At 28.9% G+C, this 14,734-nt stretch carries 16 protein-coding genes; 8 read left to right on the top strand and 8 right to left on the bottom strand.

Features of this window, described 5'->3' with window-relative positions; all coding sequences use genetic code 11:
- From LQ615_RS10205 to LQ615_RS10220, 4 genes are all read right to left on the bottom strand, one after another.
- A partial coding sequence (locus LQ615_RS10205; RefSeq protein ID WP_239713576.1) for a midas domain-containing protein occupies window positions 1–787 on the bottom strand: 787 nt, incomplete at its 3' end.
- Between the two features lie 127 nt (window positions 788–914).
- Window positions 915–1,337, bottom strand: coding sequence for a GNAT family N-acetyltransferase (locus LQ615_RS10210; protein WP_239703990.1), 423 nt, complete (start codon window positions 1,335–1,337; stop codon window positions 915–917).
- Between the two features lie 137 nt (window positions 1,338–1,474).
- Window positions 1,475–1,948, bottom strand: coding sequence for a DUF2538 family protein (locus tag LQ615_RS10215; RefSeq protein WP_016999622.1), 474 nt, complete (start codon window positions 1,946–1,948; stop codon window positions 1,475–1,477).
- A gap of 15 nt (window positions 1,949–1,963) precedes the next feature.
- The gene (locus LQ615_RS10220) at window positions 1,964–3,265 is read right to left on the bottom strand and encodes an LCP family protein (RefSeq protein ID WP_103269497.1); all 1,302 of its coding nucleotides are present in this window, start codon (window positions 3,263–3,265) and stop codon (window positions 1,964–1,966) included.
- Window positions 3,266–3,454: 189 nt separating this feature from the next.
- On the opposite strand from LQ615_RS10220, the gene LQ615_RS10225 reads away from it, so the two are divergent.
- The 5 genes from LQ615_RS10225 (at window position 3,455) to LQ615_RS10245 (ending at window position 7,523) form a co-directional block, all read left to right on the top strand.
- Window positions 3,455–4,303 (top strand): WecB/TagA/CpsF family glycosyltransferase, encoded by an 849-nt coding sequence (locus LQ615_RS10225; RefSeq protein WP_016999624.1) that lies wholly within the window; start codon window positions 3,455–3,457, stop codon window positions 4,301–4,303.
- Between the two features lie 134 nt (window positions 4,304–4,437).
- Window positions 4,438–5,808 (top strand): AMP-binding protein, encoded by a 1,371-nt coding sequence (locus LQ615_RS10230; RefSeq protein ID WP_103269496.1) that lies wholly within the window; start codon window positions 4,438–4,440, stop codon window positions 5,806–5,808.
- Window positions 5,790–6,938, top strand: coding sequence for a thiolase family protein (locus tag LQ615_RS10235; RefSeq protein ID WP_070045532.1), 1,149 nt, complete (start codon window positions 5,790–5,792; stop codon window positions 6,936–6,938). Before LQ615_RS10230 ends, LQ615_RS10235 begins: the two co-directional genes overlap by 19 nt.
- The gene (locus LQ615_RS10240) at window positions 6,901–7,272 is read left to right on the top strand and encodes a hypothetical protein (RefSeq protein ID WP_070045533.1); all 372 of its coding nucleotides are present in this window, start codon (window positions 6,901–6,903) and stop codon (window positions 7,270–7,272) included. Before LQ615_RS10235 ends, LQ615_RS10240 begins: the two co-directional genes overlap by 38 nt.
- Complete coding sequence (locus LQ615_RS10245; RefSeq protein ID WP_070045535.1) at window positions 7,272–7,523, top strand: hypothetical protein; 252 nt, start codon at window positions 7,272–7,274, stop codon at window positions 7,521–7,523. The genes LQ615_RS10240 and LQ615_RS10245 overlap by 1 nt, the downstream gene beginning before the upstream one ends.
- 194 nt (window positions 7,524–7,717) lie before the next feature.
- On the opposite strand, the gene tagH is transcribed toward LQ615_RS10245, so the two are convergent.
- Complete coding sequence (tagH, locus tag LQ615_RS10250) at window positions 7,718–8,512, bottom strand: teichoic acids export ABC transporter ATP-binding subunit TagH (RefSeq protein WP_016999629.1); 795 nt, start codon at window positions 8,510–8,512, stop codon at window positions 7,718–7,720.
- Window positions 8,513–8,716: 204 nt separating this feature from the next.
- Here tagH and LQ615_RS10255 point away from each other — a divergent pair, with 204 nt between their 5' ends.
- The 3 genes from LQ615_RS10255 to LQ615_RS10265 all read left to right on the top strand — a co-directional run bounded on the left by LQ615_RS10255 (window position 8,717) and on the right by LQ615_RS10265 (window position 11,716).
- Window positions 8,717–9,520, top strand: coding sequence for an ABC transporter permease (locus tag LQ615_RS10255; RefSeq protein WP_016999630.1), 804 nt, complete (start codon window positions 8,717–8,719; stop codon window positions 9,518–9,520).
- 83 nt (window positions 9,521–9,603) lie between these two features.
- The gene (locus LQ615_RS10260) at window positions 9,604–10,659 is read left to right on the top strand and encodes a CDP-glycerol glycerophosphotransferase family protein (protein WP_070045536.1); all 1,056 of its coding nucleotides are present in this window, start codon (window positions 9,604–9,606) and stop codon (window positions 10,657–10,659) included.
- Window positions 10,660–10,663: 4 nt separating this feature from the next.
- Window positions 10,664–11,716: a glycosyltransferase family 2 protein gene (locus tag LQ615_RS10265; protein WP_016999631.1), complete on the top strand. Its 1,053-nt coding sequence runs from the start codon at window positions 10,664–10,666 to the stop codon at window positions 11,714–11,716.
- Between the two features lie 83 nt (window positions 11,717–11,799).
- Here LQ615_RS10265 and LQ615_RS10270 read toward each other — a convergent pair whose 3' ends face one another.
- The 3 genes from LQ615_RS10270 to LQ615_RS10280 are packed head-to-tail and all read right to left on the bottom strand — an operon-like array spanning window position 11,800 to window position 14,613.
- Complete coding sequence (locus LQ615_RS10270) at window positions 11,800–13,218, bottom strand: DUF6056 family protein (protein WP_338107654.1); 1,419 nt, start codon at window positions 13,216–13,218, stop codon at window positions 11,800–11,802.
- Between the two features lie 53 nt (window positions 13,219–13,271).
- Complete coding sequence (locus tag LQ615_RS10275; RefSeq protein WP_070045539.1) at window positions 13,272–13,652, bottom strand: GtrA family protein; 381 nt, start codon at window positions 13,650–13,652, stop codon at window positions 13,272–13,274.
- The gene (locus tag LQ615_RS10280; RefSeq protein ID WP_070045541.1) at window positions 13,642–14,613 is read right to left on the bottom strand and encodes a glycosyltransferase family 2 protein; all 972 of its coding nucleotides are present in this window, start codon (window positions 14,611–14,613) and stop codon (window positions 13,642–13,644) included. Before LQ615_RS10280 ends, LQ615_RS10275 begins: the two co-directional genes overlap by 11 nt.
- Window positions 14,614–14,734 lie beyond the last annotated feature (121 nt).

Here is a 14,734-nt window from a genome sequence, read left to right on the forward strand (position 1 = left end):
CTTCAGCAGAAACATTATCAGATGTAGCGTCATCAGAAGCATTGTCATCTTTCACTTGCTCTTGATCATTAGCATTAACATCAGAGTCTTGCTCTACGTCAGATGTATTATCTTCAGCAGAAACATTATCAGATGTAGCGTCATCAGAAGCATTGTCATCTTTCACTTGCTCTTGATCATTAGCATTAACATCAGAGTCTTGTTCTACGTCAGATGCATTATCTTCAGCAGAAACATTATCAGATGTAGCGTCATCAGAAGCATTGTCATCTTCCGCTTGCTCTTGATCATTAGCATTAACATCAGAGTCTTGTTCTACGTCAGAAGAATTGTCTTCAGCAGTGACATTATCAGATGTAGTGTCATCAGAAGCATTGTCATCTTCCGCTTGCTCTACGTCAGATGTATTATCTTCAGCAGAAACATTATCAGATGTAGCGTCATCTTGAGCCTTTTCTTGATTGCTAGAATTTTCAATAGAATTATTAGCTACATTGGAATAATTATTTTCTTGTGTAGTCTCATTTGAAGTTTGTTGTTCTGTAGTTTCAACGTCATCAATAATTGATGGGTCTTTGTATTCTTTACTACCAGAAATATTTAAAGATTGGTTTTGTAATTCTTGTTTTTCTTTCTGAATTTGATTTGCATTATCGTGTTGTTCAATGATGTTCGAATCTTTATTGCTCTTTGTTTCTTCGGCATTAACTTGGTGAGTTACAAGTGTCGTACCTGCTAACGTCATGGCAACAATTGCGGGTGTCTTATAATAGAATTTTTTATCCATATACAATCTCCTTTGAAATAGGTATTATATTATTTAATACTAAGTATAAAGGTTATTAGAAGAAATAATCCTAAAAATACAGATTTGTAATCTAACTTTAATATTTTGTATTAATAATTTTTATAACTTAAAAAAGCTTTTTCATGTAAAAGTGGGGGATGTTTTCTTCTAAAAATTCCTCGCCTTCAGCTTTATATCCTAATTTTTCATAAAATACTTTAGCATGTGATTGTCCATTTAATGCTGTTCCAATGAAACCATCTTCTTTTGCTTTTTCATTTATAAAATTCATCACATCTTTGCCGTAACCGAAACTTCTAAATGGTTTTAACACTGCTACTCGTTCTACTTTAGCTAAGCCATCTTCATATGCTCTATATCTACCAACAGCAGCAGGTTGGTTTTCATGATATAGAATAACGTGTTTAGCTATATCTTCAAATTTATCTATTTCAGCTTCTAAAGCTACACCTTGTTCTTTTACAAAAACTTCTTTTCTAATGTTAAGCGAATCATTTTTCTCTTTATCATTTTCAACTATTTTTATCATAATATTTCCTCCTAAAAGTGAATGGATTTATTATACATTAAAATGAAATATAAAAAAAAAGCTCATAATCCAATTGTTGAAAAACAGTGGATTGTGAGCTTTTTGTAAGGAAAGAGATTTCCGAACTTTATCTATATTTATAATGCTTCTCTTCTGACGATAGCTGTATATTGCCAAAAAAGTCTTAGTTGGTGAATGTTCCAATTTGTTACACCCATTGTATAGCCGCTTGGTGTAAAAATTTGAATTTGACTTGTTTCAAGTGCTGCTGCTACAAGGTATTGTAAGTGCACACTTAGTGATTGCATTTCTTCAGTTAAGCCTGTTTCTGTATACACCCATGAAAAAGGAAGTGGATTTTCAAAAATATTGATGACATTAAATATTTCTGGTATCGCAATGACATAACATGCGCCATCAACAACAGGGTCATTTTCAGCTTGACTATAATAAACTATTAAAGCTTCATAATTTTCCCGATGTTCATGATTAACGAAATATAGATTTTTTCTGAAGTGTGATAAATCTCCCGCATGAACAATTTGATTTTCTAATGCATCGAACATTTTATTGATTTGTTCATATTTTTCGTATGTTTTTCGCTTTGTCATATTATGCCTCCTTTCTTAATATTGGTCTGGGCTAGGTTCTGCACTTTGATTAAATCCTTGATTATTTTGAGCTGGAGCTTCCTGAGCTGGTGCATTCTGCTGTGGTACTTGTTGTTCCTGTTCTTGTGCAGGTGCATCATTGGAAGGAACATTTTGATCTGGTACTGCTTCTTGTTGTGGTACTTGTTGTTCCTGCTCTTGTGGTGGTTGTTCTACAGACTCTTCAGGTGCCGGTTCTACAGCAGGTTCAACGGTATCATTACCATCTGTATCGGCTGTACCGTCTTGTAATTGCTTTTTAGTAACTTCAACATACGGCATCAAATCACCATACGCTTGAATCATGAGATAATTCATAAAATCTGTTTTCTTAGTAGTTGACAATTTTAAGTCTTTTCTCAATTTATTTGAGAGTTTAACTAAATTATCTAAATCTGGGTTGAAGAAATAAACACCATTCACATTAGAATCTGTACCAACTAGTTGTTCAGATTTGATTTTAACTTTACTAGATGAATAAGTTGTTGCTAAATTTTGAATATCTTTGAAAGAGAAATTATGTTTAGCATTTTTACCAACTATTTTCACTAAGTCATCTAATTTATTAATAGAATTTGTTTCTTGCGCTTTTCTAATGATTGCTTTAATCATTTCCATTTGACGTTTACCACGTTCTAAATCTGAATCTTGTTTTCTAGAACGGACAACAGCTAGTGCTTCATCACCGCTTAGGTTATGTTTACCTTTTTTGACTTTAATTCTACCTTTATCCTCCGTGTTAGGTTCATTTAAATCAAATGGCACATTAAATTCTACACCGCCAAGTTCGTCTATTACTTCAACGAATGCTTCCATATTTATTCTCGCGTAGTAATCAACAGGAACATTTAAAGTTGATTCTACACTATCCATTGAACCTTCAGGACCGTCAATAGCATGAGCATGTGTGATTTTGTCATAATATTTCACTGCTGGGACATAACTCAACGTATCTCTTGGAATACTGACCATTCTAATTTGTTTTTTATCTCTATTAAATGTTGTATAAATCATAGCATCTGTGCGTGATTGATTAGCTTTTTGGCCGCCTTCACGTCTTGATGAGCTATCATCGACACCTAAAAATAATACTGATATATGATCTAAACTAGGATCTACTGGTTTATCTCTTAAAGAAGATTTGCTTTTATTGGATTCTAGGAACGAATCATTAATAGCACCTCTAGTTTCAAGATAAAGCATTAGGCCGAATACAACAGGTAAAATCATAAGAACGACTGACATTAAAATTAAGCCTATTTTTGCGAATCTCTTCATATTATATATATACCCTTCTGTCTGTAGTCTTTATTTATTTTTGCATATTATACATCATACTCGATTTTACAAGTAAAATTCAACAATTTAAATGAATTATGTTTATTGAAACCAATTGTTGTAATGTTAAATTGTTGTAAAATTTATGGAAATGGTGTAAATTATAGTGAAGAATGTGAGGTGAGACAAATGGCAAAAGTGCTTGAAAAAGATTTAAGTAGAGCGAGTGAGCAAATAGTACTGAATAAAGATAATACTTACGATGTTATAAAACCACAAACGATTAATGTGCTTGGTTTGCCATTTGCAAACCTAACGGCAAATGAAATATTAGATCGTGTGAAATATTTTATCAATCAAGATACATTTGATAATCTCTTTATCGTAACTGCAAATCCAGAGATTGCTCACTATGCATATAACAATAACCATTACCAAAGACGCATTAAACATGCAGACTATATTGTTCCAGATGGTATTGGTATTGTGAAAGCTGCCAAATATTTAAAAACACCATTAAAAGAACGCGTACCTGGTATTGAATTAATGGAAGAAATGTTGAATATCGCAAATGCTAGTAGTAAGAAGGTGTTCTTACTCGGCTCTTCAAAAGAAGGCGTTAAAGAAACAAGAAAGATATTAGAAGAACAATATCCTAACATTACATTTGATCATAAACATGGTTATAAACATGTATTAGATTATAAAGTAACGAAGAAAGTAAAAAAATTCAATCCTGATTTTATTTTTGTTGCAATGGGCTTCCCTAAACAAGAAGATTGGATTTATTACAACCGTCACCATTTTGAACACACAGTTATGATGGGTGTAGGAGGTTCATTTGATGTTATTAGTGGTAACGTTAAACGTGCTCCTGAAGTCTTTCAAAAACTTAACTTAGAATGGTTATATCGTATTATTACAGATTTAAAACGAGTTGAACGTGCGATGAAAATACCACTCTTTATGAAAGAAGTTCAAATTCAAAAACGTATAGTGCCTAAGAAAGGCAAGCATGATTATATGAAGACGAGATAAATCAAAGTGATTTTAGATACCTTGTTATATGAATTAGCTATTTAATTAGTTTAATTTATAACAAGGTATTTTTTATTATTTATTTTTGAAAGTGATAAAATAAAACTAACTTAATTAGAAAGTGAGTCACTTTTATGAATATATTATCATTAATTGAGAGACAAGTAGTAAACAAGAGTAAACATGCAGCTATGATTGTTGGAAATGACCAAGTGAGCTATCAAAAATTATGGCAAGATTCACATCATTTAGTTTATAAATTAAAACAATTTCCTAATAATGCGAAAATAGGTATTGCTATAGAAAATCCAATATCATTTATAAAGTGGTATGTTGCTATTTTAATCAATAAACAAATACCGTGTGTAATTGACCCTCATTTAAACAAAGATAAATTGGATTGCTTAATCGAGGAATATAACCTTGATGGATTGATCAATAATAAATCAAATGTATTTAAATATAATATGCCACTTAAAGATAAACTAGAAAATATATTGCATATTGGATTTACCTCAGGAACAACAGGATTACCTAAAGCATATTTAAGAAATCATGAATCGTGGGTTAAATCTTTTGAATACAATGATATGTTAATTGATAATAATATCGATGTGTTAGTTGCGCCAGGACCTCATGCTCATTCATTATCTTTATATGTTATGATTTATGCACTATGTACTGGTAGAGCGTTTATTGGGCAGGTACAATTTGATACGTTATCTTTGTCAAAAGTATTACAACAAAATACAGATTCAAAAGCAATGTTTATAGTACCTACAATGTTACACAGTATGATGAATCATAATCTAAAATTAAATAAAGTTGAGACTATATTTACTTCTGGTTCTAAACTTTCTCTTCCAATGTTCAACAAATTTAAAGAAATATATCCTGAAATTAAATTAATTGAGTTTTTTGGAAGTTCTGAAGCTAGTTTTATTAGTTATAATATAGATGGTAAAGCAGCATATAATTCAGTAGGCTATTTATTTCCAAGCGTGAAAGTAAAATTAAAGGATAAAGATCAAAATAATATAGGTAAATTGTACGTTAAAAGTGATATGACTTTTAGCGGATATTTAGATGATAATATAGAAGTAAATTGGGTGAAGGTTGGTGACTGGGCTTCTCTCTCTGAAAACGGAGAACTATACTTATACGGTAGAGAAAGCAATCGGTTAATTATAGGAGGAAGAAACATCTACCCAGAAATCATAGAACAAGAACTAGTTAAATTAGATGGTATTGATGAGGTAATGATTTTAAGTGAGAAACATAATAAATTTGGTGAAATAGCGGTTTTGTTATATAAAGGAAGTACATTTCTTTCTCATGTGGAATTGAAACGTACATTACTAAGCATAGGTTTAAACCGATATGAAATTCCATCAAAACTCATTAAAATTCAAAAATTCTTATATACATCTAGTCATAAAATAGCTAGGAATTTGATAGAAGAGGCTTATAAAGAAGGCGGTGCAAAATGGAAGCAGTTATTGTAGAAGCAAAAAGGACTCCTTTTGGAAAATATGGCGGCATTCTTAAACATTTGGAACCTGAAGAATTATTACAACCACTCTATAATTATTTGAAAGATAATCATAATGAAGCAATAGAGTACTTAGAAGAGGTTGTTTTGGGAAATGTGATAGGGAACGGTGGAAATATAGCTAGAAAATCTTTATTAGAAGCTAAACTATCACAACATATACCGGGGGTAACGGTAGATAGACAATGTGGCTCGGGATTAGAAGCTGTTACATATGCTTGTAGGATGGTTCAAGCAAATGCTGGTGAAGTATATATAGCTGGAGGTGTTGAAAGTACGAGTAGAGCTCCTTGGAGAATAAAACGACCACAATCAATATATGAAACTGAACCTCCACAGTTTTATGAGCGAGCTTCATTTGCATCAGAAGGATCCGATCCTTCTATGATTGAAGCGGCTGAAAATGTTGCACAAGTATATAATGTATCTCGAAAATCTCAAGACGAGTATGCTTATAGTAGCCATCAAAAGACTTTGCAGGCTATTAAACAAGGACATTTATTACAAGAAATCTTACCACTAAAAGTAAGAAATGAAACTGTTGATAAAGATGAAAGTATAAAACCTAGATTAAATTTAAAGACTTTATCTAGATTAAAACCATTTATTCAAAATGGGACGGTCTCAGTAGGTAATAGTTGTATGAAAAATGATGGCGCAGTATTGCTGCTTATTATGAGTAAAGAGAAAGCTATTTCATTAGGCTATAAAGAAGGTTTAGAATTTGTGAATAGTGCTGTTTCTGGCGTGAATCCTAATTTGTTAGGAATTGGACCTGTACCAGCAGTTGAAAAATTATTAAAAAGAGAACATTTATCAATTAAAGATATTGATGTCGTTGAATTTAATGAAGCATTTAGCTCACAAGTACTAGCATCAAAAGAGTTGTTAAATATTCCAGATATTAAATTTAATATTTATGGTGGCGCATTGGCAATAGGACATCCATACGGAGCTAGTGGAGCACAACTAGTAACGAGGTTATATCATATGAAGCAAATGGAATATTCCATAGCTACTATGGGTATAGGAGGCGGTATGGGACATGCGACATTATTTAAACGATGGAAAAGAGAAGATTGAAGTTTCGTTTAATCTTAAAGATGTAGAAAATTATAAAATGTTAGTTTATATAAACGAGGATAGTCTTTATGTTCCACCATTATATATTGCAAAAGTTTGGCCTAAATTCAAAATATTTAGTCGCTATATTAATAAGGAAATTTTATTAAGAGAAACTGAAGTTAATTCATACAAAGGATTAAAAGTAGACATCCCATATAATGCAACATTATATAAAGAGACTTCAAAGCAATTAAAAAAATATAATCTGCATACATTTTGCTTAATGATTTCAAAAGATAAAACAACTTATTTAAAAATAAAACAAACATTTGTCGAAAAGAGTGAATATTAATGAAGTTTGATCATCGAATGGTTCAAAACTATTTAGAATTGATTGAGGATTCAAACCCAGTACATGATGAAATTGTTCCAGGACAACTTGTTTGTGAGTGGCTATTACATAACGTTGAATGGAATAGTTTCAAAATAAAATATAAACAACCAATTTCAATAAATGAAAAGTTATATAAAGAAGAACAAGAAACGTTAATAAGATGTTCAAATAGTGAAGGTGTAACAAAGATAGAAATAATGAAATGTTAATAAAAAAGTAGGGACGGGACAGAAAATTTTTTTAAAAGATTTCGTAGAATTGTCTTGCCAAGAATGACTAGGGTTGAAAAAACTTGAGATAAGTACATTTTTAATCCAGTCAGCTACTTCCAATATAACAAAAGAGACTGAGGCATTCATTTATGTCTCAGTCTCTGCTATTAAGGTGGGAGTATGAAATCTTTTTATTTAACGTAAAATCTTGTAGCATCTAATTCGTCTTTAAAAGCTTTCTTATCTTTAGCCGATTTTTTATTAAAATCTTGTAGAAACGCTTGGTATTTTGGAAGAACTTCTTCGGCTGTACCAAATTCTCTTAATGCACCGGCTTCAATCCAAGCTATTTTTGTACAGAAATCTTTAACTTGGTTAATATTATGACTTACAAAGAATATTGTTTTTCCGGATTCTTTAAATTGATTCATTTTGTCTAAACTTTTCTTAGTAAATGTCTGATCTCCGACTGATAAAGCTTCATCAATTACAAGAATATCAGGATTAACAGTGACGTTTATTGCAAAACCAAGCTTAGATTTCATACCACTAGAATATTTCTTGACCGGTTGGTATATAAACTCGCCTAGTTCTGAGAATTCGATAATTTCAGGTGTTAGTTTTTTTATTTCTTTTTTAGTAAATCCTAATAAAAGCATCTTATATTCAATATTATCAATACCATTTAATTGTGCATTCAAACCAGAATTGATAGCTATAACATTAACATCACCGTGACGTTCTATATTACCTTCAGTGGGTTGTAATGAACCACCAATAATATTACTTAATGTTGATTTACCTGAGCCGTTAATACCGACTAGACCGATGACATCACCTTCATACGCGGTAAATGTAATATCTTGTAGTGCAAAAAAGCGTTTTGATTTAAAGTTTGGGATAAAAACGTCTTGTAATCTTTCTTTATTAGTTCTGAAAATTTTATATTCTTTTGTTAAGTTTTTAATAACTACTGATTCTTTCATTTGTAACCATTCCTTAAAATTAGTAACATAACTATTATGCATTATTTTATTGCTTTAGTAAATTTATTGTAAATTATGTGAGAATAATGTAAATTATATATGTTCTATAATTCTGTGATTGACCATCATAAATATATCATCTAACGTAAAATGATGCTATATTTATGATTAGGTTATAAATGTAAAAGCGAGAGAGTGATATTAATGCAAGCTGTATTAACAGTGATAAAGGAACACTTTAAAAACTTTTATTTAATTCAAAGGTTAGCACGATTCCAATTGAAAATTTCTAACCATGATAATTATCTAGGTTTAGCATGGGAATTAATTAATCCCGTTCTACAAATAGGTGTTTATTGGTTTGCATTTGGTTTCGGTATACGTCAAAATGAACCAGTCGACGGCATACCATTTATATTTTGGCTATTAGTAGGTATTAGTATGTGGTTCTTTGTAAACCAAGGTATTCTTGAAGGAACCAAATCTATAGGAACAAAGTTTAACCAAGTAGCAAAAATGAATTTCCCTTTATCAGCAATTCCTGCTTATATCCTAACAAGTAGGTTCTATGGACATATTATATTAGTTTTAGTTATTATTTTAATTTGTATGACAACGGGGGTATTCCCTTCTGTTTATCTATTTCAAATACTTATTTATTTACCAATGGTATATGCATTTGCTTTTTCAGTTTCGATGTTAACTTCAACTTTAGGAGTTTTAATTCGAGATACTCAAATGGCAATGCAAGCTCTTCTGAGAATGTTATTTTATTTATCACCGATATTATATGTCCCTCCTAAAGGGTCTATAGTAGAAATGTTAATGAAATTTAACCCAGTGTATTTTTATGCTGAAGCATATAGAGCAGCAATATTATATGATTATTGGTACATAGTTGAGCATTGGAGACTAGCCCTTTATAATGTCTCTGTCATTGCTTTATTCTTTGTAATTGGATCGATACTACATGTTAAATTCAGACAAAGGTTTGCTGACTTTATTTAAATCTAAATAATTCAAATAAGGATTGCTCAAATGAGTAATCCTTATTTTATAAATTCAACTTAAGTTAGGTAGGTTGTGTAACTATGTTAAGAAATATCATTAAACAAATATATTTGTATTTATTATATGGCTTGGATAAGCTTATTAATCATAAAATTAAGCAAGACCATGTGGTCGTTTTTATGACATTTAAAGAAGACGTTTTACCGATTATTAAAGCATTGAAGCAAGAAAATTATAAAATAACGATTATTGCACATCCAAGATGGATGAAAGAAGTAGAATCAATAGATGTTGAAAATGTAATTAATTTGAAAAATAAATACTTATATCAACAAATTAAAGCTATTAAAAGTAGTAAAACAGTAATTATCGATACATATTATTTATTATTAGGCGGAATTAAAAAAAATAAAAACCAAAAAATTATTCAAACATGGCATGCAGCTGGAGCTCTAAAAACATTTGGGCTTGAAGACAAAAGTATTAATCAAAATAATAAACGACAAATTAAAAATTATTTATCCGTTTATCAATTTACAGATTATTATTTAGTTAGCTCAGATATCATGAAAGATATATTTATAAGAAGCCTTGGTGCTAAAGAATCGCAAATGTTACCATTTGGTTTACCAAGATTAGATCAATATAAGCATAAAATAACGAGACCTAAACAAGATAAAAAGATAGCGTTATATGTTCCAACATACAGAGATTATACAGATGAAATTGTAACTATAAATAAACAAGCATTTGAACAAGCGTGTCCTGAATATCAATTAATCACTAAACTACATCCTAGTATAAATAGTGAGAAATCAGACAGTCGAGATATCCAAACTTTAGTTGAAATAGCTGATCTAATTATTACAGACTATAGTTCTTTAAGTGTAGAAGCTTCTTTATTAGATAAACCAATTATTTTTTATAGTTATGATGAAGATATGTATAATGAAAAAAGAGGTTTAAATGAATATTATTATGAAATGACAAAGATGAACAAAACATTTAATGAAGACGAATTGTTCGAACTTGTAAATCAAAACAAAATAAATAAAGATATAAAACCAATGTGGCACAAATATACAGAGTTTAATGCAACTGAAAAGTTAATAAATTTTATACAAAAGGATGAATGATGTTATGAAAGTAAGTATTATTATCCCTGTTTACAACGCTGAAAATACAATAAAAGAAACAATAGCATCTATTTCCAGTACATATGACCATGAAATTATTTGTATTAATGATGGTTCTAAAGATAAAAGTGCAGAAGTAATAAGTGATTTATCTCAAGATAATATTGTCCTGTTAAATAGAGAAAATAAAGGTGCTGCAGCGACAAGAAATGAAGGTATAAGTATAGCGACTGGCGAATACATTATGTTTTGTGATGCTGATGATAAGTTAGGTGAGGGCATCATAGATAAAATGGTGGAAGCAATAGAAGCAAATAATACTGATATTGTCGTTGGGCAAATATCACATCTAGTAGGTGAAGAAGTACGACCTATTAAAACATTTAATGACTTGAAGCCAATCTCAGATACAGATTTAAATCATTCTCCAGAAGTTATTCAATCTATAGGTCCATATGGCAAATTATATAAAAAGAAAGTATTAGAAAATATAAGATTTGATGAAGATATCACATTTTGTGAGGAACATACATTTAATTTAACAGCTTGGGCTAATAGTAAGATAACAATTATAGATGAATTAACTTATTTATATAATATTGGAAATGAAGATTCAATCGTAGCAACAAGTTATAAAAATATAGATAAGTATTTAAATGATGCAACTAAAGTGAGAAAAAGAACTCTAAATATATTAAAGAATTTAGAGGATAATGTATCCCAATATTATAGTTATAGAATGGATTATCTAATCATATATTTCTTAATCAGAAATAATTACTTAAAAACAGAGAATTTAAATAGTTTACTTGATGCAGCGACCAATTATTTAAAAGTGATTAAAGATGTAGATAACGAGCACAAAGAGAAATTAAAAGACATAGTATTAGCAATATCTACTCATGTAGGACATAACAAATTTGTTAGTATATCTAGAGCATTAAACATGTATCATACTAAAAAAACATACAGAAGTTACCAAATGAAAGCAATAAAATTAAAAACTAAAATGACATTAAGAGATTTGAAAAATAAAAATAGTAAATCAGCTCATTAAAATTCTAAAAACACCCATTCCATAGTTAATTAAACGGATTGGGTGTTTTTATGTACAAATTTAATTTTGAAACCTTTTTAATTTTATTTCGGTAATAATTTTGTTTCTTCTGGTACACCGTGTAAAGTTTTATAAAATTTAGTCATATATATACCTTCGATAGGATCGGGCGTATGGTGATATGACTGAAAAGGTATCTGTTCTATTTTTATAACTTTTTCAAATTTATCTAAATTATTTAAATAGTTATCTCTACTAATTTCAGTGTACTTATTAAACGATAACGGTATGATGTAAAGTAAGATTATTAAAACCATCAAAGATGTGATTACGTATTTATGAATACGAATATGTAAACCTTTATGTCCTAGTAAATCTAAAAGAAATTGTGACATTTCTATAATAATCATGATTAAGAAAATAAGACTTGCAAATGCACATCTACCACCATATGGTGATATAACCAAAAATGGAAGAGTTAATATAATCATACTAAAAACATAGAACAACAATCGGGTGTAATACAAAGTACCTTTAAAGTTAATAACAATAAAAATAATTAAAGAGCTTAATGAGCATATTAATAGTGTGGATGGAATGATATTATTTAATGAATTTATATTTTTGAATTGGTTGAAAAATATACTAACGATTATCGAAATAATGAATACACTACAAAGTAAGATATTAATATTTTTGTGTTTACTTAACAAAATAGTGATTGAAATACAAAGTATAGTTAATATCGATATTAATAATACGTTATGCGTAAATAAATACAATGTCATTTCGTTATTAAATACTTTAATTGCACTGATAATAATATTGTCGTGATTATTGAGTTGTTGGTAATCATTCTTTCCCGTAAGTGTTGATATATACGCTCCATTAGTAAACATAATAATGAATCCAACTAGATGACCAATAAAAATAACAAAATATAATATATTTAGTTTTTTGTTTTTTAAGTAATAATATATATTTATAAGAAAACTAATCAAAAGTAAATATAAAGTAACATGTTCTACAATCAACATAGCTATAACACTAAATAGAAAATATAAAATGATATTTAAGTAATTTAGTTTTATATATTTCTTCTGTTTATATAAGCTTATAAAATAAAGTAATATGGTCACAGAAATTACATAATTAACGTATCCAGCAGTCCAACCTAAAGTTTGGCTGAATACTGATAAAGGTATTAATAATACTAAAAATAATATATAGAATATAAATAATGGGTTCTTTTTATTAGTTGAAATTTTATACATAAAAATTATGAAGAGTGATGAACAAATTGCCATGCCCAATATTCTAACTAAAGTAAATCTAACAAAGATTATTTCTAATATATTACTTATGTAACGTCCATTATAATTTTCGAAAAAAGATTTTAACCTCTCCATTCCTAGATATGATTTCCATGTCCAATCATCTCCAGTTAATGGAATGAGAGTGCTCATTATTAGAAAAAAACAAAAAGTGATAAATAAATATATAAATCTTTATTTAATTTTGTATACATGTTACTTACTCCTTAATATGATGTTATTTAATCTTTTAAAATTCTTTTTGATAACAAAAAGGTTATAGGTATTGTTATAAATAACCCTATAAACGGTGCGAAATCTGCATTAAGTTTTAGTATTTGAACAAATATATATAGTAAAATAGTTTGCATCCCCATATTTATAACTTGGGTTAAAGGAAATTTAATAAACTTTTTTAAAGTCGGCGTTACTTTATAAACAAAATGACAGTTCAAGAAGTATGAAATTATAAAGCTGATAATAAAAGCACTTATATGACTCAATAAATAATGAACGGTTAAAATGTTTAATAAAAAAATATATATAATATAGTCATTTAAAGTATTGATGATACCTACAAATATAAATTTAATGATTTCAATATAACTTTTCTTATTTAACATTAATAACTTCCTTTGTATAAACGTAATCATTTAAGTTTGTATCTTTTATTAAATAGTGTGGTCTTGCTTTAACTTCATAATAGATTCTACCTACATACTCACCAATTATACTGATTGAAATAAGTTGAACTCCGCCTAAAAATAAAACAGCAAAAATAGTGGTGAAATAACCAGGCAAGTCTATTCCGTGCATAAGAATATTTATAAAATGATACGAAATATAAATAATGCTAAGTAAACATATTAGAAAACCTAAATATAATAATAGTCTTAATGGTTTATTGTTAAATGAAATAATGCCATCTACTCCGTAATCTAACAATTTAAAAAAGGACCATTTAGATGTTCCACCTACACGTTCTCGGTTTTTATAATTTATAATTTCTTGAGAATATCCTACCCACGAGAATATACCTTTGGAAAACCTTTGAGATTCATTCAGCTTGATTATAGAGTGAATGACTCTATTACTTAATAATCTAAAGTCACCAATACCATCTACAATTGGTACATCAACGAGTTTATTTATAACTTTATAATAAAGTTTAGTATAAAGTTTACGTATGATTTTTTCTCCACTGCGATCTCTTTTTGCAATAACTTGATCAGCACCATTTTTAAATTTTTCTATCATTTTTGGAATGAGTTCTGGAGGATGTTGCAAATCGCAATCAATAATTATGACAGCATCATAGATTTGGCTATGAGTTAAACCCGCGAACATAGCTGATTCTTTACCAAAATTCTTACTTAATGAAATATACTCAACACGTTTATCTTTTTCAGCTTGTTTTTTTATAAGTTCAATAGTTCTATCACTGCTACCATCATCTACAAACAATAAATTGTATTCATAATTATTTTTCCGAGAATCATTATCTAAAATCTTTGTAATATGTTGATAACTTTGAGTTAATATTGCTTCTTCATTAAAACAAGGAATTAAAATTCTTATTTTCATATATGACATCCAACCATAAAGTTACAATTTGTATTAATTATATATTATTTATTTATCCTTTAAATGTAATTATTTGTATATCATTAACTAGATTTCTTAAAATTAACTATTTTAAAATTAA

The organism is Mammaliicoccus sp. C-M13 (assembly GCF_022386845.1).
GTDB classification, from domain to species: Bacteria; Bacillota; Bacilli; order Staphylococcales; family Staphylococcaceae; genus Mammaliicoccus; species Mammaliicoccus lentus.

Coding starts and splice junctions, on each gene's coding strand:
- LQ615_RS10235 (WP_070045532.1), top strand. CDS start 5,790: ATGGAAGCAGTTATTGTAGAAGCAAAAAGGACTCCTTTTGGAAAATAT.
- LQ615_RS10265 (WP_016999631.1), top strand. CDS start 10,664: ATGAAAGTAAGTATTATTATCCCTGTTTACAACGCTGAAAATACAATA.
- LQ615_RS10225 (WP_016999624.1), top strand. CDS start 3,455: ATGGCAAAAGTGCTTGAAAAAGATTTAAGTAGAGCGAGTGAGCAAATA.
- LQ615_RS10245 (WP_070045535.1), top strand. CDS start 7,272: ATGAAGTTTGATCATCGAATGGTTCAAAACTATTTAGAATTGATTGAG.
- LQ615_RS10230 (WP_103269496.1), top strand. CDS start 4,438: ATGAATATATTATCATTAATTGAGAGACAAGTAGTAAACAAGAGTAAA.
- LQ615_RS10255 (WP_016999630.1), top strand. CDS start 8,717: ATGCAAGCTGTATTAACAGTGATAAAGGAACACTTTAAAAACTTTTAT.
- LQ615_RS10215 (WP_016999622.1), bottom strand. CDS start 1,948: ATGACAAAGCGAAAAACATACGAAAAATATGAACAAATCAATAAAATG.
- LQ615_RS10210 (WP_239703990.1), bottom strand. CDS start 1,337: ATGATAAAAATAGTTGAAAATGATAAAGAGAAAAATGATTCGCTTAAC.
- tagH (WP_016999629.1), bottom strand. CDS start 8,512: ATGAAAGAATCAGTAGTTATTAAAAACTTAACAAAAGAATATAAAATT.
- LQ615_RS10240 (WP_070045533.1), top strand. CDS start 6,901: ATGCGACATTATTTAAACGATGGAAAAGAGAAGATTGAAGTTTCGTTT.
- LQ615_RS10220 (WP_103269497.1), bottom strand. CDS start 3,265: ATGAAGAGATTCGCAAAAATAGGCTTAATTTTAATGTCAGTCGTTCTT.
- LQ615_RS10275 (WP_070045539.1), bottom strand. CDS start 13,652: ATGTTAAATAAGAAAAGTTATATTGAAATCATTAAATTTATATTTGTA.
- LQ615_RS10260 (WP_070045536.1), top strand. CDS start 9,604: ATGTTAAGAAATATCATTAAACAAATATATTTGTATTTATTATATGGC.
- LQ615_RS10280 (WP_070045541.1), bottom strand. CDS start 14,613: ATGAAAATAAGAATTTTAATTCCTTGTTTTAATGAAGAAGCAATATTA.